The sequence below is a fragment of the Youngiibacter multivorans genome, assembly GCF_017873395.1.
GTDB classification, from domain to species: domain Bacteria; phylum Bacillota; class Clostridia; order Clostridiales; family Clostridiaceae; genus Youngiibacter; species Youngiibacter multivorans.
In genome coordinates this window covers 132,856-159,164 of the sequence record NZ_JAGGKC010000001.1, presented here as the reverse complement: position 1 = coordinate 159,164, position 26,309 = coordinate 132,856, and the positions used below count along the sequence as shown (strand labels likewise).

Annotated in this window: 22 protein-coding genes and 3 pseudogenes; 3 read left to right on the top strand and 22 right to left on the bottom strand. The window is 38.7% G+C overall.

From position 1 onward, the window contains the following. Window positions 1-12: 12 nt before the first annotated feature. The 3 genes from J2Z34_RS00795 to J2Z34_RS00785 all read right to left on the bottom strand — a co-directional run bounded on the left by J2Z34_RS00795 (window position 13) and on the right by J2Z34_RS00785 (window position 2,969). Window positions 13-516, bottom strand: coding sequence for a TRAP transporter small permease (locus tag J2Z34_RS00795; RefSeq protein WP_209457934.1), 504 nt, complete (start codon window positions 514-516; stop codon window positions 13-15). A 70-nt stretch (window positions 517-586) separates the two neighbouring features. After that, window positions 587-1,741 carry a TRAP transporter substrate-binding protein gene (locus tag J2Z34_RS00790; protein ID WP_209457933.1) on the bottom strand — a complete coding sequence of 385 codons (1,155 nt, stop codon included), beginning with the start codon at window positions 1,739-1,741 and terminating at the stop codon, window positions 587-589. A gap of 37 nt (window positions 1,742-1,778) precedes the next feature. Continuing rightward, entirely contained in the window at window positions 1,779-2,969 is a 1,191-nt protein-coding gene (locus J2Z34_RS00785; RefSeq protein ID WP_209457932.1) for a mandelate racemase/muconate lactonizing enzyme family protein, read from the bottom strand. 820 nt (window positions 2,970-3,789) lie between these two features. On the opposite strand from J2Z34_RS00785, the gene J2Z34_RS00780 reads away from it, so the two are divergent. Further along, window positions 3,790-4,539, top strand: coding sequence for a FadR/GntR family transcriptional regulator (locus tag J2Z34_RS00780; RefSeq protein ID WP_209457931.1), 750 nt, complete (start codon window positions 3,790-3,792; stop codon window positions 4,537-4,539). A gap of 413 nt (window positions 4,540-4,952) precedes the next feature. Here the strand turns inward: J2Z34_RS00780 and J2Z34_RS17550 are convergent. From J2Z34_RS17550 to cphA, 13 genes and pseudogenes are all read right to left on the bottom strand, one after another. Further along, window positions 4,953-5,309: pseudogene (locus tag J2Z34_RS17550) on the bottom strand (SDR family oxidoreductase). A 196-nt stretch (window positions 5,310-5,505) separates the two neighbouring features. Further along, window positions 5,506-5,778, bottom strand: coding sequence for a DUF5661 family protein (locus J2Z34_RS00765; protein ID WP_209457929.1), 273 nt, complete (start codon window positions 5,776-5,778; stop codon window positions 5,506-5,508). A gap of 221 nt (window positions 5,779-5,999) precedes the next feature. Then, the gene (locus J2Z34_RS00760; protein WP_342453067.1) at window positions 6,000-6,851 is read right to left on the bottom strand and encodes a patatin-like phospholipase family protein; all 852 of its coding nucleotides are present in this window, start codon (window positions 6,849-6,851) and stop codon (window positions 6,000-6,002) included. Between the two features lie 552 nt (window positions 6,852-7,403). Further along, window positions 7,404-9,494, bottom strand: a complete 2,091-nt coding sequence (locus tag J2Z34_RS00755; protein ID WP_209457927.1) for a catalase — start codon at window positions 9,492-9,494, stop codon at window positions 7,404-7,406. Window positions 9,495-9,527: 33 nt separating this feature from the next. Then, window positions 9,528-10,103, bottom strand: coding sequence for a superoxide dismutase (locus J2Z34_RS00750; protein ID WP_209457926.1), 576 nt, complete (start codon window positions 10,101-10,103; stop codon window positions 9,528-9,530). A 584-nt stretch (window positions 10,104-10,687) separates the two neighbouring features. Further along, window positions 10,688-11,098, bottom strand: coding sequence for a hypothetical protein (locus J2Z34_RS00745; protein WP_209457925.1), 411 nt, complete (start codon window positions 11,096-11,098; stop codon window positions 10,688-10,690). Between the two features lie 142 nt (window positions 11,099-11,240). After that, window positions 11,241-11,423, bottom strand: a complete 183-nt coding sequence (locus J2Z34_RS00740; protein ID WP_209457924.1) for a TetR family transcriptional regulator — start codon at window positions 11,421-11,423, stop codon at window positions 11,241-11,243. Window positions 11,424-12,105: 682 nt separating this feature from the next. Beyond that, window positions 12,106-12,402: a chaperone modulator CbpM gene (locus J2Z34_RS00735; RefSeq protein ID WP_209457923.1), complete on the bottom strand. Its 297-nt coding sequence runs from the start codon at window positions 12,400-12,402 to the stop codon at window positions 12,106-12,108. Between the two features lie 2 nt (window positions 12,403-12,404). Next, on the bottom strand, window positions 12,405-13,337 hold the full coding sequence (locus tag J2Z34_RS00730) for a DnaJ C-terminal domain-containing protein (protein WP_209457922.1): 933 nt from the start codon (window positions 13,335-13,337) through the stop codon (window positions 12,405-12,407). A gap of 15 nt (window positions 13,338-13,352) precedes the next feature. Continuing rightward, the gene (gene dnaK / locus J2Z34_RS00725; protein WP_209457921.1) at window positions 13,353-15,230 is read right to left on the bottom strand and encodes a molecular chaperone DnaK; all 1,878 of its coding nucleotides are present in this window, start codon (window positions 15,228-15,230) and stop codon (window positions 13,353-13,355) included. A gap of 668 nt (window positions 15,231-15,898) precedes the next feature. Then, complete coding sequence (locus J2Z34_RS00720; RefSeq protein ID WP_209457920.1) at window positions 15,899-16,099, bottom strand: dodecin family protein; 201 nt, start codon at window positions 16,097-16,099, stop codon at window positions 15,899-15,901. Window positions 16,100-16,204: 105 nt separating this feature from the next. Next, window positions 16,205-16,477, bottom strand: a complete 273-nt coding sequence (locus J2Z34_RS00715) for a YtxH domain-containing protein (protein ID WP_209457919.1) — start codon at window positions 16,475-16,477, stop codon at window positions 16,205-16,207. Window positions 16,478-17,458: 981 nt separating this feature from the next. Further along, window positions 17,459-20,056, bottom strand: coding sequence for a cyanophycin synthetase (cphA, locus tag J2Z34_RS00710; protein ID WP_209457918.1), 2,598 nt, complete (start codon window positions 20,054-20,056; stop codon window positions 17,459-17,461). Between the two features lie 697 nt (window positions 20,057-20,753). Here cphA and J2Z34_RS17705 point away from each other — a divergent pair. Continuing rightward, window positions 20,754-20,876 carry a hypothetical protein gene (locus tag J2Z34_RS17705; RefSeq protein ID WP_280922287.1) on the top strand — a complete coding sequence of 41 codons (123 nt, stop codon included), beginning with the start codon at window positions 20,754-20,756 and terminating at the stop codon, window positions 20,874-20,876. Beyond that, window positions 20,848-21,054: pseudogene (locus J2Z34_RS00705) on the top strand (DUF2200 family protein); the annotation flags it as partial. The gene J2Z34_RS17705 and the pseudogene J2Z34_RS00705, both read left to right, overlap by 29 nt. A gap of 127 nt (window positions 21,055-21,181) precedes the next feature. Here J2Z34_RS00705 and J2Z34_RS00700 read toward each other — a convergent pair. From J2Z34_RS00700 to J2Z34_RS00670, 6 genes and pseudogenes are all read right to left on the bottom strand, one after another. Next, window positions 21,182-22,492 carry a GntP family permease gene (locus J2Z34_RS00700; RefSeq protein ID WP_209457917.1) on the bottom strand — a complete coding sequence of 437 codons (1,311 nt, stop codon included), beginning with the start codon at window positions 22,490-22,492 and terminating at the stop codon, window positions 21,182-21,184. Window positions 22,493-22,632: 140 nt separating this feature from the next. Beyond that, window positions 22,633-22,764 (bottom strand): DUF4317 family protein, encoded by a 132-nt coding sequence (locus tag J2Z34_RS17935; RefSeq protein WP_425348029.1) that lies wholly within the window; start codon window positions 22,762-22,764, stop codon window positions 22,633-22,635. An 82-nt stretch (window positions 22,765-22,846) separates the two neighbouring features. Continuing rightward, window positions 22,847-23,370: pseudogene (locus tag J2Z34_RS17545) on the bottom strand (DUF4317 family protein). A 124-nt stretch (window positions 23,371-23,494) separates the two neighbouring features. Further along, window positions 23,495-24,559, bottom strand: a complete 1,065-nt coding sequence (locus J2Z34_RS00680; protein ID WP_209457913.1) for an oxidoreductase — start codon at window positions 24,557-24,559, stop codon at window positions 23,495-23,497. 17 nt (window positions 24,560-24,576) lie between these two features. Next, window positions 24,577-25,605, bottom strand: coding sequence for an epoxyqueuosine reductase (locus tag J2Z34_RS17870; protein WP_209457912.1), 1,029 nt, complete (start codon window positions 25,603-25,605; stop codon window positions 24,577-24,579). An 18-nt stretch (window positions 25,606-25,623) separates the two neighbouring features. Further along, window positions 25,624-26,058, bottom strand: a complete 435-nt coding sequence (locus J2Z34_RS00670; protein ID WP_209457911.1) for a MarR family winged helix-turn-helix transcriptional regulator — start codon at window positions 26,056-26,058, stop codon at window positions 25,624-25,626. Window positions 26,059-26,309 lie beyond the last annotated feature (251 nt).

The window sequence follows — 26,309 nt, the reverse complement described above, 5'->3', positions numbered from 1 at the left end:
AGTAATCCCCCCTTAGTTATTTTGTTCAAATGAATCAGCATTTGAATCAATATTCTTGATTTTCTTAAATTTTATTCCACTGTCTTGAATTAATCTGATTATCATTAATACGAATAGTATTGGTAATACAATGTATATGTACCACTTTGGTATTCCTGTTACTGCGGTTTCTGTTCCATTGGTCCTTAATCTAAGTACTATAGGTACGATGCCAAATAGTATGATCACATTAAAGAGAGCAAACAAGCTATTGTTAAATATTTCAAGCTTTAGTCTGTTTTTGGGACTTAGCTTATCTAGTACAATTTCAAGCTTAAGGTGCTGGTTTCTTCTAATAGCAGCTGTAGCGCCAAAATATACCGAAAGTATGAAAAGTATTATCGCTGTTTCTTCTGACCACGAAAATGCATTGTTAAATATGTACCTGGAAACAACTTGCGCTAATAATATGAGTACCATTAAGCCCTGACAAAATGCACCAATGTAAATTTCAAATTCATCGAAGAATTTTTTCATTTATGTCCCCCTCCTTATATAGGAGGCGATAAAATCAAATTGATATTTATCGCCTATGCTGCTTAATTTGTTATTTCTTGGTGATCTTTTCTATGGAAGTCACAACTTTATTAAAGTAATCAGCACCAATTTTTGCTGAAGCTTCGGTCCAAGTTTCTTTAGAAATCCTAACGAACTCATCATATTCTGCTGGAACTAGTTCTGTAACCATCATCCCCTGAGATTTGATATAATCAAGCATTCCATTCTCTGTTTTTGTAAGTTCAGGTCCAGAATAAGCCGCAGCAACTGCAGTCGCTTTTTTTACCGCTTCCTGGAATTCTGGGGTCTGTTCAAGAAGCCATTCGTTATTTACAATAAAGGCTCCTGCTGTATAAAGATGATTGGTAAGTGTCATATTTTTCTGGACTTCAACATAATTCTGAGCGTAAATGTTGGCAATTGGATTTTCTTGTCCATCAACTACACCCTGCTGCAAGCTAGTAAACAATTCTGCATATGCAATAGGAGTTGGTGCACTGCCTAGCTTTGAAAATGCAAGAAGATGCAGTGGATTATTCTGTACACGTATTTTTAAGCCTTTTAAATCAGAAACTTTAGTTATCGCCTTATTCTTAGTAGTGATATGTCTCATACCAATTGCAGGTGTATATAGAACATTAAGTCCTGTGTCATCAATACATTCCTGTCTCATGATATCTCCAGGCTCACCATTAACTACTTCTAATGCTGTTTTTAAGTCGGGAACAAGAAACATGACATCCAGAGGCATGAACGCATTAGTGTACTCAGCCATTGCACCTACGTTGTATGACTGACTTTCAAAGTTTTTTGCTTGGAGCCCTCCCAAAATCTGATCAGAAGATGTTCCTAGACTACCACCAAAGAAAAACTGCAACTCAACTTTATCTCCAAGTATTTTTTTGAGTTCAATAAAAAAGGCTCGATCTGCTCTCACAGCTGGAGAGTCAGTCATATTATTAGTGACATTTCCATGTCTCCATACGACTTTATCAGGATTCTTAGACGGTTCTTCAAGAGATTTGAATATTGCCTCATCCTCAGCTGAAAGTGGTGTAGCTAGCGAAAGAGCATATTCTGTAAGATCCATCTTAGCTGAAGTTGGTGTCGTTGGTGCTTTAGAGTCCGAACCGCAGGCTGAAAGTAGCATTCCAACAAATGTCAAAGCTGATGCAATTAGGATTGTCATTTTCCTGTTTTTCATACAAATACACCTCTTCTTAATATAATTATTGATACAACTATTCTATTGTCACTACCTGTGCTAGTCTGTATGCTTCCTCTGTAATCTCATTACCGATTCCAGGCAAATTAGGAACTTCGATGTAGCCGTTTACTGGTTGAGGATTAAACTTTGAAAGATTGTAGTTAAATTCGCATCTGTTGGCGACATGATGCTCATGAATCACAAAGTTAGGAATAACTGATTCCAAATGTAATGCCACAGAAGTTGAAAGTGGGGTTGCACATACATGAGCCTGCACACTAACATCGTATGTATAGGCCATATCACAGATCTTCTTCGCTTCCGTAATTCCACCACAGTTACCGATATCAGGCTGAATAACCTGAAGCGACTGGTTTTCAAAGTATGGTGCATACTGCCATCTGCTATATATTCTTTCTCCACTTGCTTGAGGAATGTTTACCTTATCAGCAATATATTTCTGCATATATGGAGTTGGAGAATTGGGTTCCTCGAAATACATAATTCTATATTTCTCGGCCATTTGTCCAATTTGTACAGCACCTTGAGCATCTGGGAACGAATGGTTTTCAATAATAATGTCGAGGTCTGGTCCACACTCCTTCCTTATTGCAGCAAGTCTTTCTTCAATCATGTTTATATAGTAAGGTTTGATGAGTCTTGTACGCTCTTCCTCAGTAAATGGAGTCCCATCTTTATCAAAAGTAAAGAAATCAATTTTGACTGCGTCATAACCTTCATCCATTGCTTTTCGACATACTTTAGCATAATCTTCAGCTGTGCATTGCGGGATTCCAGTGCCAGGACCTTTCCAGTCCATTTCCCATCCAAATTGGAGTTGGCTTGCATATGCTCTAAGTTTATCTCGCCTTTTCCCTCCAAGGAGCTCATGTATCGGCGCATTGTAGTATTTTCCTTTGATATCCCAAAGTGCAATATCAAGCGCACTCATTCCAGAAAAAACAATCGGCCCTCCATTTTGTCCCCAGAAAGTACTTTTGTACATCTTATCCCAAATAACTTCGTTCTTTAGAGGATCCATCCCGATTATTATTTTGGCTAAATCTTGAATCATTCCGAATGCTGCTGTTTGTCCACTGATGTAAGCAACAGCAGCTTCTCCATCTCCATAAATCCCCTCATCAGTATGGATTCTGCACAGAATCGGTCGCCAAATTGGATTTGCAGTTGTCACGAGTAACACGTCAACTTTTGTAATCTTCATTGTTATCCTCCTCGTTTTTTATATACCAGTCAATAAATTGACCTGCATTCTACACATTAATACGATGAAATCACTGAATTCACAACATTTCGATAATTGTTCTGCTGGACGCTTGCCAAAAATCTCGTATACTCATATACTTGTATTAACAGTATAAGAGTATACGATTTCAATGTCAACTAGCGAACAATAATTTTGAATATCAAACTATATAAACAGTGCCTATATTCAAGGCATCGATTTATCTCGCATATTCAATTGGGGTATTAAAATTCAATTGGTATAGTACGTAAAATCATGGATTTAGTTGATAAAGCAGCGCCATAACTAAAAAAGTAGCGAAATATAGTACTTTTTGATGAAATATCAGACAAAATATATTTGACCTCAAGTGTGCTATAATTGAGTCATATATATATCAATCCAGAAACTTTTCATCGAATTATACCTGTGTTCGTATTTTTTCAAGTATGATTCAGCATCTTACAGATGGATTATTCGATTTATCTATTAGAAATGTTTGAGTTCACAAATTTTTAATACTATGTAAGGTGAACTTGGCATGTTAATTGATAGTTAGATTAATTGGTATGGCTGAAAAGTCGAATCGAGATACCATAGGGAACATTATGACCTTGGTATTACTTTTGAAACTTCCTTCTTAGAAGTTTTCTTACTAAATAATTAACTTGCAATATTACTAAGTACGTAGTCATTTAGAATGCAAATGATATCAATAATGAATAGACTTGAAAAGTATTACTAGATATAGTTTAATAAACTTCTATGTTTATATAAAAAGAAAAGGGTGATATATATTATGAAGAATAAGATAAGCAGGACCAGTTTATCAGAACAAATTTGTGACATAATAAAGGAATCGATTATCAACGGTGACTTTGCGGACCAAGAGAAATTACCTTCAGAAATGGAGCTCGTCGAACTATATAATGTGAGTAGACTAACTGTTAGGTCTGCACTCCAAAGACTAAATGCGTTAGGATTAGTTACAACCAAAGCAGGCAATGGAACTTATGTAAATAAATTTAACATTGAAAGCACATTAAATGATATACCAAGCACAAGAATACTAAATTCCACATTATTGAGAAGTGTAAAAGAATTCAGAAGTGTTATTGATTCTGAATGCATCCGACTAGCAATAGCAAATGCTACCTTTGATGATTTAGAAAGACTCAGAATAGCATGTGAAGAATATAAACAAAGTAGTGAAGCATCTTATACAAGTGTTGATGAAAAGTTCATGCAATTATCCGAGGCAGACTTTAAAATTCATATGATAATTTGCGAAATTTCACATAATCCACTATTTGTTATTGCATATTCAAATACCCAAGATTACCTCAAATCATATTTTTACACTATTGCTGTTTCGAGATATAAAAGGGCTGATACACTAGGTATGGACAAACATTTTCAAGCTACAACTGATGGCCACATGTTTTTATATGAGGCAATAAAAGATAAGGATATTGTAAAAGCAACTAAAGTGATCCAAAATCATATTGACTATACTGTATTAGTATTATCTAAAGAAGATTTTAAATAATATTATTTGTGTATTATTATAATATTGCAGCCGTATTCCAATTTAACATGCTTCTAGTCCGAAACGACTGCTTAAAAAACTTCGTGAAATTAGTCATATCGCGAAGTTTTTGATTAGTACTATTCATTTTTTTAACAAACTTAAATATTTAACACACTTATTCAAACAATGGAGAACCGTACATAAGTAAATGAGATTATTACAATTAGTCTTCCTACTTAGATTGAAAACTAAGCATTTATTGTTACTATTTGCGCTTCTCATCATCATAACAATAAAGTACTTCAGGTCACATCAATATGCTTTGATCCACTATTGTTACTGTAGTATTCGCTTGATTTAAGGGGAATACTCGTATACCGAATATTCCCCTATCGTATAATATTACATATCGTAGATTAGATCTTGATTGTCTAGAATGGCATACAACCTGTAATCATAATGTTATTGCCGTTTGCGAAATTACTGTACTCACTAGCAAGAAAACTTACGCCCGATGCTACCTCTTCCGGTTCACCCAATCTACGTGCTAGTACTGCTTCAACCATCTTGGTTAGAATATCCTCAGGAATTGTTTTTATAATATCTGTGTTTATTAATCCAGGACTGATAGAGTTTGCCGTGATTCCATATTTTGCATACTATTTTGATATGGTTCTTGTAAATCCAATTAATCCAGCTTTCGCTGCAGAGTAATTGGATTGTCCAGGATTTCCGAATGCTGCAGCATATGCAACATTAATAATCTTCCCATACTTTTGTTCCTTCATCTTTGCAATTACTTATGTGTGCATTTTAAAGAGATGTTCCTTTGTAAACTGAGAGCTCATTATTGATGTATAATAAATTAATATAACCTTGAATCTATTGGAATATTTTATATATTAAAAGGACAGCGTTCTATCACTGTCCTTAATTTTATTCTCTTAACTGCTTTTTGTGAATTAAGGAATTTTATCTCATAGTTTACTTATTTTTCCAATAGGCTTTCGCCTCAGTTTCCATCTTTTTAAGCCGTGTATAGTAATCTGGGATTTCATTTAAGTGCGCTAAGGCTATCTTCGCTGTTGTAAATGGATCATCATTGGTTATATTCGTAAGAGAATCCCTACTTCCATGTTCAAGCTCCACATCCATCCCTCTGCGAAATTCTTCCACATCAATTTTCTTCCAATCAATCCCAAGTTTTTCACCATTTTCGTGCGCTTGTTCAATCGTTAACTTTTTTCTTTCTGTCATTATACTCCATCTCCTTTTTTAAAGTCCTTTGTCTGGAAATTACACTAATCCAAATTAAATCGTGGTTCTGTTGCAAGATACTCCTTGTTACTTTAAACCTTCTCGTCCAGGCCTAACCGTCCAGAAGAATGCAACCTCTTGGTGACTTACCAATTCATTCGACCTTTTCCTTAATTGTTCCTGCATTCTTTCGTCGTTAAGCCTCCTCAGTTGAACACATTTTATTCCTCGTTAAATCGCCTAATCCATAGACTCATCTTTTCAAAGCTAGATGCTGCATCATTATATCCATTTGTATATAATTCATTTAATTTATTTATATCTCTTACTATTCCTTTAATTTTCACAGGATCCTTAGGGCGTATAACAAAAACTTTGCCTTTCTCTTCGAGTTCAGCAATATATTCCAAGGTAGTATTATAAATATTATGACGATTGGTAATGGCGTGAATCAGTTCTGTATAATCTGAATAGAAATATTTAGCAATGAATTCGACCATAAAATGTTCTTTTCTATAGTTATTTTCTCTAGTTAGTACAATCACATTCATTTGATTGCCGTCCTGAATGGCCTTTAAAATCGGGATAGGATCGGCAATCCCTCCATCAAGCAGTAATTTTTCTTCCATGAAAACCATTTCCCCAACAAAAGGAAGACTACTTGAGGCCTTAACCGCAGAGTATAAATCCTCACATTTATCTCTTTCAAAGTATACCGGCATACCTGATTGACAATCAGTTGCTGGAACAACCAGTCGCTCAGTTGCAGCATTAAATGCATTGTAGTTGAATGGAATTAAGTTATTAGGAATTTGATCGAAGATGAAATCCATGTCAAAAATGCCTTTGCCTTTTAATAAGTTCGTATAATTAAGATACCTATGGTCATTTACAAAATCGATATTAATCTTTCGACTTCTACCTTTTTGTCTTGAAATATAGGAAATTGCGTTACAGGCACCTGCAGAAACCCCAATAACATAAGGAAAATAAAGTCCTTTTTCCATAAAATAATCCAGTACACCAGCAGTGTATAACCCTCTCATTCCACCGCCTTCTAATACTAATCCCATGTTTTTCAATATTAAGCACCTACTTTTTATCTGTAAATATGTTAGTAAACCCCCTTGATAAAGTTACCGACTCCACATGTTTTTGGCAATAGGAGATACTAGTTTGCATAATTGACTTACGCATAAAAGTATCTCCCCACTTTTCTTAGTGAATGTCATAAGCTTGATTGTATCAATATGTGTATTAACAGTGTTTTTAAAACAAACCAAATCTACAACATCATCATCTTATTACACACTTGCGTGTATTTATCGCCTTCATCAAATATGAGGTAAACCGTGTTTATCCAGCAAGATTTTGTGTATATAGATAAACCACTTCGTCACATCTAAAGTGACTCCAATTTAACATTCCAGACATAATGCGGCAAAGGGTTCAATATTGTATCACTCCAGAATCAAGTACTCATTTTAGTTGTCCTTCAGTTTCTCTGCAAATTATTAAGACTCTTTCACTTGGTCTTATGATAGATCTTTTCGTTTGCTTGTCTTTTACATCTTCTGCTTTGTTCTTCATCTCCTCCATTTTGTCATTAGATTTGTCCTTTAAATCTATGGCAGTTTTCTAACTGATTTTTCCCTATTCCATTGGCGCGTCTTGGCTGCACTGATAAATAAATCTTTGTCTTCAGCAGCAACTATGCCGCCATCTCGCTCGACCTTAGCTATTTCTAAAAGCTTTTGACCTCCATTATCTACCGCTATTGCTTTCAAATGAGCGAAAGCATCCTTCACAAAATCAATCGCATCGCTTTCCTTTGACAACAGCATTGCACCTTCTTCTGATAGTATTACTGCTACTGCGTCAAATAATACTGATGGTGTGCCAGCCAGTTGTCCATCAGCAACCATTTTTGATCCATCAGCGAGAATCGCTCCTCCCACTTTAGGGGCAACTATCTTTACTGACGCACCTGCAGCAACAGAAGCGTTCTTTATTCTTTTGACCACTGCACCATCAGAACCGTCGGCTATCAGTATGCCGATCATACGCCCTTCAAGCGTATCTTTCATCTTACCCATAGTCTGTAATGCCGGTGAAGGATCCATATCCTGCACAGGCATAACTGGTACAGGGGCTTCAGGCATTTTATCGAAACCAAGTTCTTGTGCAACACGTTTAGCAAGGTCTTCATTGATATTGCGCAGATGTCCTACAATTGCTTCACGTATGTGTATATGTTCAACCTTTGAAAGTTCAAATACCAATGCGGAAGCAATGTGTGCTTGCTCATATGAGGTTTGGCTCAGATAAAACATTCTAGCTTGGCTGTAGTGGTCTGCAAAGCTCTCAGAACGTATACGTCCTTTTTCACCTGTTTCAGTGACTTTTGCGCTTCTAAAGCCATCCGGGGTTTCACGCGGTGAGGTTTTCGAAAGTGTGTTAGGTTCATACGAGACTCGGCCTGATGGCTGTTCCATTTGCATTTGACCATCCCGCTGTTGATTAGAGAAGGGACACTTAGGTGCATTGATCGGAATTTGGTTAAAATTAGGCGAACCTAACCTGGAAAGCTGAGTGTCATGATAAGAAAACAAACGACCTTGCAGAAGTGGGTCATTTGAAAAATCTATACCTGGCACGATATTAGCTGGACAATAAGCGACCTGTTCTGTTTCTGCGAAAAAATTATCAGGCATACGGTTAAGCACCATTCGGCCGATTGCTTTCAAAGGTACAAGCTCTTCAGGTATCAGTTTGGTTGGATCCAGATGGTCAAACGGAAATGCGTCCGCTTCCTTTTGCGTGAATAGCTGTACCGATAATTCCCACTCAGGGAAATTCCCTGCTGTAACAGCCTCGAACATATCTCGCCTGTGGAAGTCCTGGTCAGCTCCAGAAATCTTGACGGTTTCATTCCAAATAGTAGACTGCAAGCCAAGTTTTGGTCTCCAATGAAATTTGACAAATATTGAATCTCCTGCCGCGTTTATCAACCGAAAACTATGTACGCCAAAACCTTCGATCATCCTCAGCGACCGCGGCAGTGTTCGATCAGACATTACCCACATGATTGTATGCATTGATTCTGGAGTAAGGGAAATGAAATCCCAGAAAGTGTCATGTGCGCTTGCCGATTGAGGGAAGCCTCTGTCTGGTTCCATTTTTACTGCGTGAATAAGGTCAGGAAATTTGATGGCATCTTGAATAAAAAAAACAGGAATATTATTGCCTACCAGATCCCAATTTCCCTCTTTAGTATAGAATTTGACGGCGAATCCGCGTATGTCACGAGGAGTGTCTACTGAGCCTGCTCCTCCTGCTACAGTGGATATTCTGGTAAATACCGGTGTCTTTTCGCCTACCTCAGTGAGTATCTTCGCAGTGGTGAATTGCTCCAGTGATTCTGTAAGCTCAAAGTATCCATGTACACCCGTTGCACGTGCATGAACAATACGCTCTGGGATGCGTTCGTGATCAAAGTGAGTTATTTTATCTCTAAGTATGAAATCTTCTCCCAGTGTAGGACCGTGGGGATTGGCTTTTAGAGAGTTCTGATTGTCTGATATCGGAACTCCCTGATTCGTGGTCAACTTAGGATGCTCGCCTCCAATTGTCTGGTGCAATTCACCGCCAGCAGCCAATGAGTCATCTTTATTAATCTCCTTATGAGACATGGTTGTTTTCTTAATTTTATTCATACTGACCTCCTTACCTAATAAATAAATATCTCATCATAAATTTGAAGAAACAAAATCCCAATTTACTAAATCCCAAAATTTTTCTATGTAAATAGGTCTCGCATTTCTATAGTCAATATAATAAGCATGCTCCCAAACATCACATGTTAACAATGGTTTCTTACCATCAGTTAGTGGATTACCAGCATTACTAGAGCTAACAATTTCCAATTCACCATCTTCATTTTTTACTAACCAAGCCCATCCAGAGCCAAAAGTTGTTGCAGCAGTCTTACTGAATTTTTCTTTAAAAGCAGCAAATGATCCAAACGCCTGATTGATTGCATCTGCTAATTTGCCGTTTGGTTCTCCACCAGCATTTGGAGCTAAACAGTTCCAATAAAAAGTATGATTGTATACCTGTGCTGCGTTATTGTATATGCCATCCCTAGATTTCATAATGATTTCTTCCAACGGCATATTTTCAAATTCAGTATCAATAATCAACTTATTTAGATTCGTAATGTATGCGTGATGATGTTTACCGTAATGATATTCTAAAGTCTCTCTTGAGATGATCGGCTCCAAAGCCTCCATACTATAAGGTAAGGGTGTTAATTTATGTTCCATAATTATATTCATCCCTTTCGCTCTGATCTATATACAATATATTATTATATATTGTTACTGAGCCATATTTTGTATTCTTAAGAGAAGGAAGCGTCGCTCGCACTTCTCATGTTATATCTATATTCTTTGAATCAACCAAATGATTAGCACAATGACCAGTACAACACCAAGTATTCCCATCAAACGATTCGAATTCACATTAAACACTCCTTCCGTATTAATTTTATTGATTACCAAGATATTGAATTTCAAGTCCTGATTTTTGATTTTTTTATCTGTGATAAAGCAAAGATTTGAACGGAGAATTAAGAATTGCAACTAGATTATCCGCCTCTATTTCAGCATCCTATATAACATTTTCTACCTTATGTGGCTTTGTTACTTATTTTTCAGTTCTCCAAGGACGCACATCCATTCAGATTATAATCCCCACAAATAAAGTAAGAATTGTCATTCGAGTTTTAGATAATAGTTTATTCGTTGTACAACACCAGTAGGTCTGAGGTATTTAGACTGGACCTTACATTGCTTTATAAGCATTATATTTATATACTACTGATGAAGTTAATCCAAAGACTTCTTAATTATTCTTCATCTTCATCAAAGCTATCATCTATGTATCTGGTCCTTTCATATCTATGAAATGAACGTGGCGCGAACGTTTTCATTGCAACCCAGCCTATCAAACCAAATACCATCATTGAAATCAGTGTTGCCGGTTCGAAAATAACAGAGATACCAGAAATTTTGATTAGTATCGGATCAAAAATCACTTCAAATAAACTAACAATATATTTAGTCACCGAATATATACCACCTACAAATTGATTGTTCGGATTTGATCCCAGTAATTTGAAACCCAGTCTTAAGGCCAGAACTACCTGGATTACTCCGAAGGTTATTCCAATGATAGTTTGTCTAGAATCACCTAGATTTTTTGTATTACGCGTTTCGGCTAGTCTGGTCTGGTTGCTCATTTCTTTAGTTCCTTTCATTTAAACAAAGCATAAGCAATATAAATTCTGTGTTACTGTGAAGAGTCCTTAGCAACATCTGGTACTCCTCATTCATGGATTGGAACTTCATTATCCTTATGTAATCTCATCGAGGAGCATTCATTTCTTGACGTAAGTGTAACTATCCTAGTATGTTGTGACTCGTTGCATAGTCAAGTATCTCCTCTTTGTTCTTAAAATTCATGTAAACAGTACCAACATCTCTTTCCGCATTGTCAGCTATTGCTTGAACTTCCGTTCGATAGAAACTCCCTTTTTCAACGATTTTTGTCGCCAGTAAGCCAGTAAGCTCTTTCTTGTTCATAATGTCTCCTCGCATTTTAAGTCATCATTCGTTATCACAATATTCTGAATATTTAAGCTGCACTTTGCTTCGGTTTTAAACTGATAAGCCCTTCCAGTCTGAATAAAGTAATTTTGCTTACTGAATGAATATTCATTCAGTAAGCACTATTTAAGAAGGAATTTTCTCACCTATCACATTTTCGCATCCTAACGAAGGTTATAGTAAAATCCTTCATCATTTATATAATGCTTTAGATGATTATTCTCCTTGTATACATTATAGCACAAATTGTGTATCAATATTTTAATTTTCTGAAATTTCTGAATACGGCAAATAAACAATAGCTATTTAGCATTATAACCATTTTTCTCATCATTCTAATGCACTATCATCCATCAATTTGTGTTTTCATGAAATTTGTATGATATACGACCATGCATTTTTCTCTTTTAGATTATATTCTATACTTCTTCCACGACAAATCAAATTCAGCACACGCACCTCACTTTGGCAAAAGTATGCACCTGCTTCAATAACAAGATCAGTATTGTTTCTATTTTCGGGACAGAATCCGAATTATTTGACCGTTTTCGACGTCAATCTGATGACAGGATCAAGTTTATTGCTTCTGGCATCTTGAACAAATTCTTTTCTGTATCTCACTGCAAAAAGTAACATTGGCATTGTGTTTAATTAAGACTCACTCTTGTCTCTGCCGCTCAATTTCATCATGCATTTCTTCCATTCTTTCTAATAACTCGACGATTATGGCAGCGCCAGATAGGTTTACTCCTAGAGATTTCCGAATGCGAAGGAGTCTCTGGACCCTCTCAACCTTTTCAATGGTGATCATCCTGTTTTCAATTTCTATGAACCCGATCGCAGCCAATCTCTCCAGCAATAATGGCTGGAATGGCAAGTCGTCGATACAGATCCTGTCTTCACGGTTCTCCGGTTCGCAATATTGACGAATAACCTGTAAATAAAACTTACTCATCGTTAATGTACCCCTTCATTCAGGTCCGCCAGACGCTCATATTGTTCTTTTTCGGATTGATTTATTGACCGCGGAATATCAATAATCACTTGTACATATTCATCACCACGAATCCCATCTCTGCCCAGCCACCCTTTGGAACGCAAGCGCAATTTCTGCCCATTATGCGTCATCGGAGGGATAGTAATCATAACTTGGCCATCGATCGTAGGTGCGTGAACCTGGCTTCCCAAAACGGCTTGTTCAGGTCTGATTTTAATGGTTGTTTCAAGAGAGTCGCCATTCAGCTTAAATTTGGCATTCGGCAGGATCTTGACTGTCAGAAGCAAGTCACCGGCTAAACCACCGGCTAAGCCTTCTCCACCCTGTCCTTTTAACCGGATTTTGCTTTTATCCCGGACAAAAGGAGGAATTTTGACATCAAGTGACTTGACGATGGTTTTGTTGCCCGTTCCACGAAAAGAAAATTGAAGCAGCTTTTGGCCGCCGTGATATGCCTCTTCTAAAGTAAGCTCAAGCTCACTTTCCAGGTCCTGGCCTCGAATGCTTCTAGTCTGCCTGAATCCGCCATAAGGATTATTTGATCTGGCTTGTCCAAAAAGGCTTTCAAAAAAATCACTGAAGCCTTCGGCTTCTTCTGAACTCCAGGATTGGCTTCCATAGCTTCCCATATCAGGTGACGGTTGCCATTCCTGACCGCTGTGCAGATTTTCACCCAAACTGTCGTATGAAGCCCGTTTTTCTTTATCGCCTAAGACGGCATAAGCTTCATTGATTTCTTTAAATTTTTCTTCAGAAGCTGCCTTCTCACTTTTGATATGTAAATCAGGATGATGCTTCCGGGCGGCTTTCAGATAGGCTGTCTTGATTTCCGCTTCAGAAGCCTTGCGGTCTACGCCCAAAATCTCATAATAGTCTTTATAGTTTGCACCCATTTACATTAAACCACCTTACTTTTCCGTATATTCCGCATCGATGACATCATCCGGTCCATCTGTTTTCGGAGCAGCTTCTGTGTTGGTCGGGGACTCTGTCCTTGGAGCAGAATTAAACACATTGGCAGCCTGGGTCAGGTCGCTGGTCAGCTTACGAATCTGCTCGATTGGGGCATTATCATTGAGCGCTTGCCTTGTTTCGGATAAAAGCTGCTCAATACGGCCTTTTTCATGAACTGGTAGTCTGTTTCCGGCTTCGTTCAACTGTCTCTGAACCTGATAAACAGTCGAATCTGCAGAATTACGTATTTCCACTTCCTGACGTCTTATTTTATCTTCAGCTGCGTGAGACTCAGCGTCACTAACCATCCGGTCGATTTCCGATTTGTCCAGGCTGGTGGATCCGGAAATCGTTACAGCCTGTTCCCTGTTGGTTGCTTTATCCTTGGCGCTGACTTTCAGTATGCCGTTGGCATCGATATCGAATGTAACTTCGATTTGTGCCACCCCTCTTGGGGCTGGGGGTATACCATCAAGTTTGAACTGGCCAAGCGAACGGTTATCCTTGGCTAACTCCCTTTCACCCTGCAGTACATTGATATCCACGGCTGGCTGGTTGTCTGCTGCTGTTGAAAAGACTTCGCTTCTGCGAACCGGAATGGTCGTATTTCTTTCAATGATCTTAGCAACGATTCCACCCATTGTTTCAACACCCATGGACAGCGGTGTTACATCCAGCAGCAATATATCCTTGACTTCACCTGCTAAAACGCCTGCCTGGATTGCCGCACCGATTGCAACAACCTCATCAGGGTTAACCCCTTGGTTGGGATCGCGTCCGTTCATGAGCTCTCGAACAAGTTTTTGAACAGACGGAGTACGCGTCGAACCGCCAACTAAAATAATTTCATCTATATCGCTAGCAGTTATCTTAGCGTCAGATAGGGCGTTAGTAACCGGTTGACGGCATCTTTCAACAAGACTGTGTGTCAAGTCGTCGAACTTTGCCCTTGTCAGTTTGAAGTCTAAGTGTTTTGGGCCGTTGGCATCTGCAGTAATAAACGGTAGATTGATTTGTGTTTCAAGAATGTTGGAAAGATCGATTTTGGCCTTTTCGGCTGCTTCGGTCAATCTTTGTAGTGCTTGTTTATCTTGACGTAAATCGATTCCGAAATCTTTCTTGAATTCTTCTGCGAGCCAGTCGACAATTGCTTTATCAAAGTTATCACCACCCAAGTGTGTATCGCCATTGGTAGCCTTGACCTCAAAAACGCCATCGCCGACATCCAAAATAGAGACATCAAATGTTCCTCCACCCAAATCAAAGACCAGTATGGTTTCGTTCTTTTTCTTCTCAAGGCCGTAAGCTAAAGCGGCGGCTGTTGGCTCGTTAATGATGCGCAGGACATTCAGCCCGGCTATCTTGCCTGCATCTTTGGTTGCCTGACGCTGGGCATCGTTAAAATATGCTGGCACAGTTATGATCGCGTCGGTTATTTTTTCTCCCAAATATTTTGAAGCGTCTTCAACCAGTCGTTTTATGATTGCTGATGCAATTTCCTCTGGCGCGTAAAGTTTGCCGTCAATATCAAATCTAACAGTGTCGTTGGGACCCTGGACTACTTTATAGGGAACAAGTTTCATCTCGTCGGCAACTTCAGAGAACTTCCGGCCGATAAAGCGTTTAACCGAATATAAGGTTCTTTCAGGATTTAGGGCTGCCTGCCGCCTGGCCACCTGGCCAACGATTCGTTCCATTTTATTGGTGAATGCAACAACAGACGGAGTCGTTCTGCCACCTTCTGAATTAACGATGACAACTGGTTTTCCACCTTCCATGACAGATACAACGGAGTTGGTTGTGCCTAAATCAATACCAACAGATTTACCCATAACATTGTCCTCCTTTCGGTTAAACTCGACAATATTTTTGATCTTTCTTTGGATATAAAAAACTGATTTTTAGTGTGGCAAAATTTTAACAAATGGTTTTGGAGTGAGAAAACAAGGGAGAGAACATGATATCTTCTTAGGACGATGGTATACCTTCCACTGCAGTTCTCTTCCTTGTGAACTCCTTAAATCCTCTGTGATACTATTTCAAATACTGAGCTCTGGCAACAGTTTTGGGTGTTTTCGCCGCACATATTTTCCGGTTTTTACCCGGTTAAGTATTCTTCTCCCTGGCATTCTGGACGTTGTCCTCTAAGCCACAGGCACTATCCGCACTAAATGTCATTGCTTCTAGACGCTTGCCAAGTTCATCCACCACGTTATCCGTTTTCTGACAACCGCCTTCTTGATAACAAGTCCACGATTCTAGTTATCTTGTACTTGGCTTCGTATGTTTATATTCTTTGAAGCAACCAAACGATTAACACAACAACCAGTACTACTCCAAGTATTCCCATCAAACGATTCGAGTTCATAGTAAACTCTCCTTTCCAAATTAAATATCATTCAAACAAACAATTATATTTATCAAATCAGCGAATTTGAAGTTACTTACATAATCCGATATAGGGTGTTCCCATATTTGCAAGAACACCCTTCAATCTCTACTATTTTACAATGAAAGAAATCTTGACATTTACACGATACTTGACTATCTTGTTTCCTTCAAGAATTGCCTGGAAGTCTTGTATATAAGCAGTCTGAATACCATCAACGGTCTTTGCTGCCTCTGTCACTGCATCTTGCACAGCTGCCTCCCAGCTTTCAGTTGATTCTGCGATTATTTCTATCACTTTCACTACTGCCATTTTTTACTCCTTCCTTCTCTATTCAAATTCTATAGCATAATGAAATGCAATCCTTGCTTTCCAATGTTCATATTTGCAGCTGGATAGCAAAATATGAATCGAGGATTAATCATTGTACTTTAGCTCATTCGCCTTTTCTTCAGCCTTTTCTAATAGCTCTTCAGCCTTTTCTTCAGCTTCTTTTTTAATTTTTTCAGATCTCAGCTTATCCTTTGTATCATCAATTTTATCCTCTGCCTTATCTTTGACATCCTCTATCTTGTCTTCGGCTTTATCTTTGATATCCTCCATCTTGTCCCCAGCTTCTTCTTTAAGTTCTTCTGCCTTATCCTTAGCGTCTTCAAATGCATCTCCAACATTTTTCTTGAATCTTTCCATTATAAACCCTCCATTCAATAATCTGATGTTGAGCCAAGTGCTCACATGCAAATCAGTATTAGAACACCCGCAGATATACCAATAATAGGCATCAGAATTGCCTGAATTTCAAAGCTAAACAATCACATAATGCCAAGTTGCCATAAACTAGTGATTATGGTAAATTACCACAATAGTTATCCATCCTTATATCAAGCACCAATAATACTTGGACAAATCAAGGATTCGGTTCATACTTTATTCGCGAGTGCAATGATCCATGTATTCGTTCATCAGAACGCGGCTTAATTAACTTCATAACGCCCATGTTATCAGTGCAACGACTAGCATTGAAATTACGGTTGCCGGTTTAAAAATCGAAGAGTTCCCGATACCGCTAGTTTTAATCTAAGAGAAAATGCCTTCACAGTCGCCTGCAATATAATGGGTCACAGTATATCACACGGACAAAGTCATTTTCCGAATTTGTCCCAGCAGTTTGAAACCCATCGTCTTCTATAGCCTGGACCTTTGTTATAGAAGCTTTCTAACCTCTCCATTATTTTCGCAATATTCTGAATATTTAAATCGTATTTCTGCTTAGATTTCTAACTTCAAAACATTCAAGTTCCATACTGAATGAGCATTCATTCATATGAAGATAATAAAAAAAGGTCTTTTTTACTATCACATTTTTGAAGCCAAACAGAGGCTAGCCATGTATTCATTTTATATCACGTTTTAGTAATATTTCTTCTTGTACACATCATAACACAAATGAAACATGCATGCTTATTTTTTATAAAATTTAATAATAACATAATGTTACAAATATTTCAATCGTATTAAGTGTTTTATTTAGTATTATTTTTAGCATTTCACCGTACTCATAGTTAACCTGATGATTGCTACAACATAAAGCTAGAACAACCCTAAAATCAGATAGATTACTGAAGCTAATCCTTAGTTGTTTATTTTTACACTTCATTAGAAGTATCCCAGCTAACTAAGTTTAAAATCAAGCACATCTTTAATGACCTGAACGATATTATCTGCTTGCAATACTACGAGATCTCCCTGTCTTGCCATCTTAAGAGATACTATAGTTGCTTCTTTTTCATCTAAGACCAACGTTATCATATCCGGTTTAAAGCCGCTATTCAGCAACCCCTGTTCAACAATTCGTGCGGTTTCCCCGATTTTTCTATCTCTTGGATCAGAATCACAAAGTACAATGTGGTCATAGTATTTTGAAAGAACAAATGCAAATTCAATAATATCATCTGTTCTTCGATTTCCAACTCCATGGGCCATACGAATTTTCCTTCCTGGCATCAATCCTTTGATAAAGTCGCCAGTAGCGTTGATTGCTCCAATATTATGACCATAGTCAACAATTACTTTGAAATCACCCATATCGATGACATTCATTCTTCCAGGTAATTGACCAATAGATGGGCTGAAATTTATAAGACCTTCTCTAATTTGCTCTGCATTTAGTCCCAGCGCAGCTGTAGCTCCTACTGCTGCCATCACATTTTCAATATTGAATCCTGCTTTACCATCAAAGGTGACAGGTATTTCAATTAGATTAGCAACGATTTGAGTCGATCCTCTTCTTTGAATGATTATGTTGCCGTCCTTAATTGTTACATTTAGATTTCCATTTTCAATATTAGATTTAAGCGTTTGATTTTCAAGATCTCTGGAGAATAAAATTGTACGACCTTTAGTCTTATCTATACAAGAAAGAACCAACGGATCATCGGCATTAAATATAGCATATCCCGTTGTTTTAACCGCTTCAGTAACTGTTGATTTTAAACGCGTCAACTCCTCTAAAGTATCGATCCCACCTTCTCCTAAATGGTCAGAACTAACGTTAAGCAAAACCCCTACATCACATTCTTTAAAGCCAAGTCCACGCCGTAGGATTCCACCTCTTGCTACTTCAAGTACAGCCTGATTTATGGTAGAGTCCATCATTACTTTAAGGGCGCCTTCCGGACCACTGTAATCTCCTTTTAGAATTGGTATATTATCTATGTATATTCCATCTGTTGATGCCATTCCTACAATGCTTCCGTTGAACCCCAGTATATGAGAAATCAATCTGGTGGTTGTGGTTTTACCATTGGTTCCTGTAACAGCAACAACCGGAATGGAATGATTCACTCCAGGTGGAAACAACATATCCACAACATGAATTGCAATGTTTCTCGGACTACCAATAGTAGGATTTAGATGCATTCTGAAGCCCGGTGCTGCATTAACTTCAACAACACCTGAAAGTTCCATCTCAAGGGGTTTTTCAAGTGAATCGGCAATAATATCAATCCCTATTACATTTAAACCAATTATTCGGGAAATTCGCTCAGCCAATAGCCTGTTCAGTGGGTGGACATTTTCAGTAACATCCTTTGCAGTACCTCCCGAACTAATATTTGCTGTGGATTTAACGTATAATTTTTCACCATCAGCTAGAATGCTCTTCAATGTAACCTTCTGGATAGCTAGAAGCCTTTCTGTCGTATAATCAATTGTTATTTGGGTCAGATTTTTCTCATGATCAATACCTCGCTCAGGGTCTCTGTTGATTTCGTCAATCAGTTGCTGAATGCTGTCTTTTCCGTTTCCGATAACAAAAGCTGGTTCACGGAGAGCCGCTGCAACAAATTTCCCATCAATGACAAGAACCCTAAAGTCAAATCCATTTATATACTTTTCTACTATCGAGGTTTCATGTATTCCACTTGATATCTGAAATGCAACAAGCAACTCTTCTGCATTCTTAACGTTAACGGTAACTCCTCGGCCGTGATTCCCTATCAAAGGTTTGACCACAACTGGATACCCAATCATTTCCGCAACTCTTATTGCTTCATCAACTGTCTTGACAGAGTGTCCTTCTGGCACAGGGATACCCATCGAAGACAAAAGTTTTTTCGTTCTTTCCTTATCATCGGCTATCTCAACTCCTATTGCGGAGGTATTATCCATCATAGTAGCCTGTATTCTTCTCTGAAATATTCCCTGTCCCAATTGTACGTAACTTGCATCATTTAGTCGGATGTAGGGTATCCCGCGACTGATAGCTTCGGTAACAATAGCCTGCGTTGAAGGGCCAAGCTGGCTAGATTCTGCTACTTTTTTCAATTCAGTGATCAGCGGCTGCACATTTGTGATTTTTCCCTTAAAAAGGTTCTCAACCAAATCTACAGACATTTCACCTGCTCTTAACCCGGTTTTTTCATCGAGATAACGGTAAACCAGATTGTAAATTCCGAATTCATGAGTGCTAAAAGTTTTTCCAAAAGCAACCTCATGCCCTGCAAGACATTGAAGTTCTATAGCAACATGTTCTACAACATGACTGGCCCAGGTTCCACTAATCAACCTCTCAAAGAATCCACCAACCCTTCCGGGCGAGCATTTATGCTCATAAAGGCTCGGCATCATCCTAGCCAAATTGTCCTTAAAATCAGGAACCATATCGGTTGGTTTCGTTTCAAGTTCTTGTATATCCAGCTGCATGAAAATAACCGGAAGTCTGCTATAGTAATTTGGCCCTCTAAGCGCTCTCACTTCAATTATTTTCATTTGTTTTACCTCACTTTCAACCAGATTAACCTTTTTTTATCTTAGGGTTATGATACTTAACACAAATCATATCCATAACAAGGCGTGGATTTTCATACATTCTATGGCACCGTTCCGAATATGCAATGTGTTTCACACACCCTACTAATTCAACACAATTAGTTCCATTTTAGATAAGATGATATAAATACATCGTTAAAATCAGATATGCCGGGGGGGAAGCGCGTAAGGCGATGCTGCAGTCATATATTGAAATCACCTGTCTTGTCTAAAACTTAGCACTTCATTACAGTTAAAGTATTTCTGATTAGTTAATTATGTATGAAGATTGAGCCTGTTCAAAAGGCACCAAACAGTCTTATCAGCTGTTTTGGTGCCTTAAATTCGTTAGAACCTATCCATTATGCCTAAAGCTGTAGTTTATCGAGGTTTTACCTTGCAGTCCATAACTACAAGCTCAGTTTCTTCGAGTGAAGTGAAACTGGCCACTTATTGAATTCCTTCAGACTACAGTAGCATTTGGAAATTAATCCAATACCCAAATATCTAACAAATGCTGCTTACACACTACTCCACCTTATCATGAAATATACATCGTCTTCCTTCTTTTCTATAAAGATAGAAGCATTTACTGCAACTTGTGCATTTTGCCTCTTCCTGTCCTGAAATCAGCCTTGTCACTAGGTCAGATTCACAGATGAATGGTCTTGATAATGAGACCATGTCAATTCCGCTGTCCAATACAGTATCCATGTCCTTAAAGCTTCTGATTCCTCCGACCAGGATGGCAGGTTACAGGATACAGCCAGGAAGAACTTGAAGAAGAACTTGAAAAGCAGACAGAATTTGAAGCTTTCTTTCAGAAAGCTTCAAATCTTAACCCATAATGTGCCCTGATCAAGGGCTTAATCTGCGGTATCAGGGTGGAGAATATCGAAGAATTCACTATGCGGGAAATCCAATATCTGGATAAACTTGTTGATAAGCTTGCAAAATAAAAGACAATAGATAAGATTTTGAGGAAATAAACACTGTAGACTTCGAAACACTGATCCTCACATAAATTGGGAGTCAGTGTTTTTTCGAGTCGATTAAGTCCGACATTAGTTTTTCTTTGCAAGGTCACTATAACCCCATTGCAATAACTGACGTTGTAAGCACCACTAAGGTTATAAATGGAATTATGACACCCACTACTCCGACAAACCTGTAGCCTTCCTTGTGAGTAAGCCCAAGCCAGCCGAACATCAAAAAAAATGCAGAGCAGTGTGGAAGCAAAGCAAAGCTTCCTGATGCAATCAAGATGAGCCTGTGGAGTATCGACAGATTAGCACCCGACGCCTTAAACTGCTCAGCAAATGTCTGTAGTGTGATTGTTAGTCCTCCCGATGACGAACCTGTTACACCTGACATAATCCCTGTCGCAATGATACTCGTCCAGTAGGGATTCATTCGGAGGCTGTTAATCCAACCTACGACATCTATAAAGGATGAGGACTCTTGAACGATAGCTCCAAATGCTACAACTGCACAGGGTCCTGCAATGGCACCAATCGCACCACCTAAACCTGTATTGATTGTCGCTTTCTTGTCCTTTATCCTGCTCCAGAAGAAAGCAAGTACAGCTACAGATGCCGTTATCATAGCAAGGACAATTAGCGCAGCTGCATTAGGTATTATTTCTTTGAGCCCTATGATCATCCCTATCACAATAGCAAGCGGAATGAATGATATTCCTGCTGGCGGAAGCGAGTTTTTATCCACCTCATACATCCTATGGTCTGTTCCAGGGATATACGAAAAATGCTCTCCTGCCTTCCTAAGTCGATTTTCTTCCCAATTCAGATACACAAGTATCATTAGAGCCATCATTACTGCTGCTATGATTCCAAGAACAGGTGCCGCAGTGATTGATGTTCCCAAATATCTGGTAGGTATGACATTCGCGAGTGACGGTGATCCAGGTAAGGCTGACAGGCTAACTGTACCAGAGCCAGCCACAAAAACTCCTATAGCCAGTCGCCTTGGGATGTCAGCCTCCTTGAAGAGAACCATTATTATCGGTGTTACAGCAAATATGGCTATGAATAGGTTTATGCCTCCATATGTCAGGACGACAGTAATCATAAATACGATAAGCACAGCCCTTTTTGAACCAAACCAGTCAACAAACTTGTAGCCAATTGCTATTGCAGCTCCAGATTCCTCCATCAGCTTGGCATAGAGAGATGAGGCAGCAAAAATGAAGAAGTAATTCTTAAAAAAGCCAAGGTATCCGTTCATATAGACATCTGAAAATGATTCCCAGATGTCCATACCATTAGTAAGGATTACAATGAAGCCTGCTACTATTGTAATCGGAAATGCGCCCACTCCCTTATAGGCTAAGACCACAAGAACAAGGATTGCCATCAATAATCCAATAATTCCTAACATAGTATCCCTCTCTCCACTTCAATATTATATGCAAGACTATACCCGCAAGATTATACTATTTGGTATAGAATCGTCTGAACGTTTTTGGCAAAAAAATGCAAATCATTAAACACCGGATAGTGATCTGCATTTCATCTTTTTTATAACAATCCGGTCTTTCCGTTGACTGTAGCCTGTTCATCATCGTTCACAGGAATCAATATACATTTCTGCCCGTCAATCACCATAGACTTGATGTGAGGTATCTTATCAGGAGTCACGTGACGTACGATGTCAAATGATAAATCAAAAGAATCCGGAACTGTTTCAGCCTATAAGATACCTTCTAACTTTACCGTTCTTCACTGATCTGCTTCATTTGTTCAAGCTTGCCTGAAGTGTCTCTACTTGCTTAATTAGCTTTCCCTCCTTCTTCCTCTGCTCATTAGCCTTGAAGAGTTTAGAATCCAGAAGTGTCTCCGTCAATGGATAGTCATCTTCAAAGTATTCTAAGAAGGCTTTTTCAAGCTCTTCAGATATTTCTTCCGAAACACCGACATCGCTCAAAAAATCCTGCAAGTCTTTCAAAGTCAGGGAAACTGGATTGGCATCAGCGTATCCATATGTTGCATCAAATTCCTCAACCATGGCATTTAGGTTTTCCTGAAGTTCCATGAATACCAAGAATCCTTCATCAGTAGCAAAGGATTCACAACCATAGCGTCGAAAGAATCCCTGATTATGGCTGTGGTCTGCTTTTCAGAGCGCCCAAGGACATTCTCAATTATGTCAGGATGTGGGTTCTTGACATTTTTTGTATAGTAGATCAATGAATTGACATCTGAGCTTCGGTCTATGAATTCCGGGTAAAGAAAGCCGCTTGTTGGTAAGTCTGCCACCCAGTCCCTGTGGCGAGCCCTGGTCTTTTCCAAATCAGAGTTGCTAAGTCCGAATCGCTAAGTGTTACTGGACAGAGAGTTTTTCTGTTATCTCAAATTATCACCTTATGGGAAAAATGACATGCTAATCTAACTTTTCATGAAATATGCATCGTCTTCCTTCTTTCCTGTATAAATAAAAACACTTACTGCAACTTGTGCATTTTGCCTCTTCCTGTCCTGAAATCAACCTTGTCACCAGGTCAGGTTCACAAATGAATGGCCTTGATATTGAAAGCATGTCAATACCACTATCCAGCACAGTATCCATATCTTTAAAGCTCCTGATTCCCCCGACCAGGATGGCAGGTATGTCAACCTCCCTCCTGATGTCTGATACCCTATCAAGGTAATAATTGTGAAGACCTTTCCTTCCAAGCGGCGTGAAATTATAGCCGCTGTATTCTATTGCAGCCACTCCCAGCTCTTTGCATTTCTTGGCAACATAAATCAGGTCATTATAATACTCATCATCATTCCCCGCAGTATTGGAATTGACCTTTATGAAAATTGGATATGAAACTCCCAATTCTCTGACACAGCCACGGATTATCTGTTCTGATATTTTGAATCTGTTCATTATGCTCGATCCGTATTCATCATCTCTTTTGTTGTATACTGGATCAAGAAATTCCGAAAGCAGATACTGATGGGCGCAGTGTAACTGAATACCGTCATAACCAGCTTTTTTTGCTCTTACAGCTGCTTCAATAAATTGCTCAATTATCAATTCAATTTCAGGAACAGTCAGCTCTCTGGGAACAACATCCGAGCCGGGATATGGAACAGGTGATGGTGCCACCGGCGGCATCCCGTCAAGACTCATTGATCCGGAGCCGCAATGGCTGATTTGGAGTATGACTTTAGACCCGGCTAGATGCACTGTATCTACGAGCTTTCTATGGCTGTCAATGAATTCATCATCACAGATTGCATTCTGTTCTCTTCCAACCTTACCCGCTGGTGTAATGTAACTCATAGCTGAAATAATAAGCCCAATATTATTCTCAGCCAAGATTTCATAAAGCTTCACCTGCTCCTCAGACACAGTTCCGTCAAGGTTTCCGAACGGATCCACTGTTGCAGATCTTACAATTCTGTTTTTCAAACTTAGATTAGTCAGCTTTACCTCTTCTAATGCCTTGTTCATTTAAAAATCCTCCCTTTCTACTCTGATTTGTTGCCCTGATTCATCCTAATATTTTCCAGTGCCCATCCTGCGTATCTGCTTATCAAATCATCATCACTATTCATAGCCACTTCCAGATCCTTGATATAAGTCTTGTCACCTGAATTGCCCATGGCAATTATTGCATTTCTTCGAAACAACCTGGGTTTGGAGATATAGTTGTACATGATTGGTTGTATCCTGGTTTTAAAAAATTCATCATCCATGTTTAAAATGGCAGAAAGTGTCAGGTCCTTTGACAGTTCTTCCAGATACTCATCCTTTGGCAGCACAAGCTTATCCCTTACTTTTATATTTCTTGGACAGACCTGCTGGCATTTATCACATCCATGGATTCTGCTTCCTAACTTTTCACGCAGCTCAACAGGAACTTCCTTTGTCGCCCAGTTATTATACGGGATACATTTCTTAGGGTTTAGATGAAATGGCTTCAGTATAGCTTGTGTTGGGCAGCTGTCAATGCACAATGTGCAATTTTCCGGGCACTTGTTTTGTAATGTCGGAGTATCATAATCCAATTCTTTATCAACTGCCAGGGTATAAATCATTACGTATGATCCGATTCCGTCAGCATATGCGAAATTATTTCTGCCGATTGTAGCAACCCCGGCTCTGGCAGCTGCCCAGCGCGCTGGTATGCTTATATCAGTTCTCACTTCACAGCCCAATTCTTTCAGGTGTTCAGCCATCAATTTTAGCCTGGCCCCATTAAGCGAGCCTGGCTGCGGGTCATAACACCTGTCCAGATAGATGCTTCCAATCATATTATCCAAATTTTCAGGTATGGATTTTTGTTTATAGTCAAGAAGCAGAACTATAATTGATTTTGCTGAAGGCATAAGCCTTTTGGGGTCATATGTCACGATATTGTTCTTTTGGATAAACTCGTAATTATCCCTTGAACTCAATACTTCCAAATACTCATCAAAATCATCAGCTGTAGTTATACCAACTCTGCAATATCCCAAATATCGCCCGTATTCCTTTATTTCAGCAGCAGTAGACACAATACCCCTCCTCAAAAACTATATGCTTAAATCATTCTCAATCACATCAAGGATTTTTTTGAGTTGTACGATGTTTTCACCACCGACCTTTTCCTTTATATATTCCTGAGCTTCTTTCCATGCCATATTACCCTCTTCAATCTTCTCCAGTCCTAAATCTGTCAAGGACACCTGGCTTTCCCTGCTTCCATTAGTTGATAAGTCCTTTACGTAACCCTTATCCCTTAAAATTAACAGATTCCTTGTGATTGTTGATTTATCAAGCTTCGCATATTCAGACAGCTCCGCTTTACTGCATGTCCCCAACAACCTAATATCGTTAAGAAGTGAAAACTGACTCGCTGTCAGACCTGCGCTCTCCATCTTTTTGTCATAGAACTTGGTTATTGTATTTGTTGCACGTTTCAGGTTTATACAGTAGCATGGACTCTTACGTGGCGATATTTCTCGCATTTCATAATCTCCTTTAATGATCATAACTAGTTGTACATACAATTGTTGTACCTACAACTTACCTGATAATCAGTGATTTGTAAAGTATTTCTTTAAACCCAATTGCAATTTGCAGTAACTAAAAAAAGCCCCTTAACTTATGTATGAAGGAATTATTCACAAATAATTGGTTTATCTCCATCCCTTGATTGTATTTCAATCAATTCCACTTCATGTGCTTGAATTGGACAATTGAGTGAGCATTTGAGAAA